Here is a 1,619-nt window from a genome sequence, read left to right on the forward strand (position 1 = left end):
TTTAATTCGGGTCTTTCAACCAAAATTCCGTCTATTAGTACATTCTTACCATGGTCAGAAAATAGTTTAGCAGTATGATACATCATAATAATTGCATCACTTAAATATTTCCAATAATCTTCACGGAGATAGTTATCGCCTATTGTATTCTCAAAAAGGTCATTTGCAACAACATAAAAAAATTCATCTGATTTTAACTGTATAGCATCTACTATAGATGTTTTCCCAGCACTAGTTACACCATTTAGAAATACGATTTTCCCTTTTTTCATCTTAATATGCCTCTCTTATTCATGATCTTCAAAAAAGAATACTATAGTGACGGTGATTTCCTGATCTAATTTTCAGTATAACATTTGCACCAAAACGTGGTGATATAAAGAACTGTTATAATCAATCCTGCCCTTTCGTATTATGGTTCAAATAGATGGATCCTTATCATAGCCTTTAGCAGATAGGTCAATTTATGAGCAATAAAAAAAGCCACCTGGAAAGGTGGCTTGCACTCAAACAGAGTGCAAAAGTATAGATAGGAGTGGAGAGTCCTGTCCTAAACCTGTAGCATTTAGAGTAACGTACTTTCATACCGTGCCTGATGCCAATCGTGCCGCTTTCAACAGCATTCAAAACCACTATTTCTTCATAATAGGAATGCTGCCCGTTAGTTTAATAAAAAGAGCAGGCTATCGTAACGCCTGCTCCAAGGTGTGTTATTCAACTAACGTACCCCGTTACCTCAAAAGATCTTGATAATTTGGGGGGAAATCATTCTTATCTGGTCCTCTAACATGTTCAAAATTTTTAAGCTCAACTCCAGCTGGCGAGATTCGATATATAAAAACATCTTCACCGACAGGGATATGAGGTCCAACTGTTGGACGTACATCAAGAGTAATCAAAAAATCAAAACCACGGAAGCCATTAACCCTTTTTATATCCTTCACATCAACAAAATAAGGATAAATATCGGGTGAACCTGGTACAGAAAATACATCCGAATACGCCTCAGCAAGTTTCTCTCTCATATGAGGAAGCAAAAGCAATATGAGCATATCTTGAAGTTGCAATTCTTTTGAGTCCTTAAGTGGCTTCTCATCAACTGCATTACAAAATTGCGTTCCAACCAATGAGAATAGGATTACAAAGCATATTATTACCCTCAAGAACCTCGACCCTTCCTTTACCTTAATCCACCAAACATAGATTAATTTGTCCAGAAAAGAGAGGTGTATTCATTAACCTAAACTGCCCGTTAGCTTAATGAATCGTCTTCCTCGAACCCCCTTCAATTTCTCTTAAATTATTCTTAATCGCTATATACCTTTGCGATCCTAATAATAATTCACTATATAAATACATGTATTGTAGGTGATACCTCATATCAAATTTATTTTTGTGATATTTCAATAAATAATCTACATAGTCCGTAAAGAAGAATAAAACATCCTTTGACCGTTTATTGAACTTAAAGGTATTCAAATAATTTGATATTTCATTTAGTTTCTTTTGAGTATAGACTAAAATACTTTGAATATCTTCTTCTGGTAGCGATTCATAAGCTTCTGTTCTTGCTTGCCAATGATCTTCAAAGACTTCTTTATTTTCATGCAAAATGACAT

The 1,619-nt window shown here is 34.7% G+C and carries 3 protein-coding genes; all 3 read right to left on the minus strand.

Features of this window, described 5'->3' with window-relative positions; genetic code table 11:
* Positions 1–272, minus strand: a 272-nt coding sequence (locus AC1DOV_RS34650; protein ID WP_477552127.1) for a phosphotransferase-like protein, incomplete at its 3' end; no start/stop codon positions are given.
* A 459-nt stretch (positions 273–731) separates the two neighbouring features.
* Positions 732–1,163, minus strand: coding sequence for a DUF3888 domain-containing protein (locus AC1DOV_RS34655; RefSeq protein ID WP_477552160.1), 432 nt, complete (start codon positions 1,161–1,163; stop codon positions 732–734).
* A gap of 94 nt (positions 1,164–1,257) precedes the next feature.
* A partial coding sequence (locus tag AC1DOV_RS34660) for a hypothetical protein (protein ID WP_477552161.1) occupies positions 1,258–1,619 on the minus strand: 362 nt, incomplete at its 5' end.

It is taken from the genome of Paenibacillus sp. 01T47 (assembly GCF_056398245.1).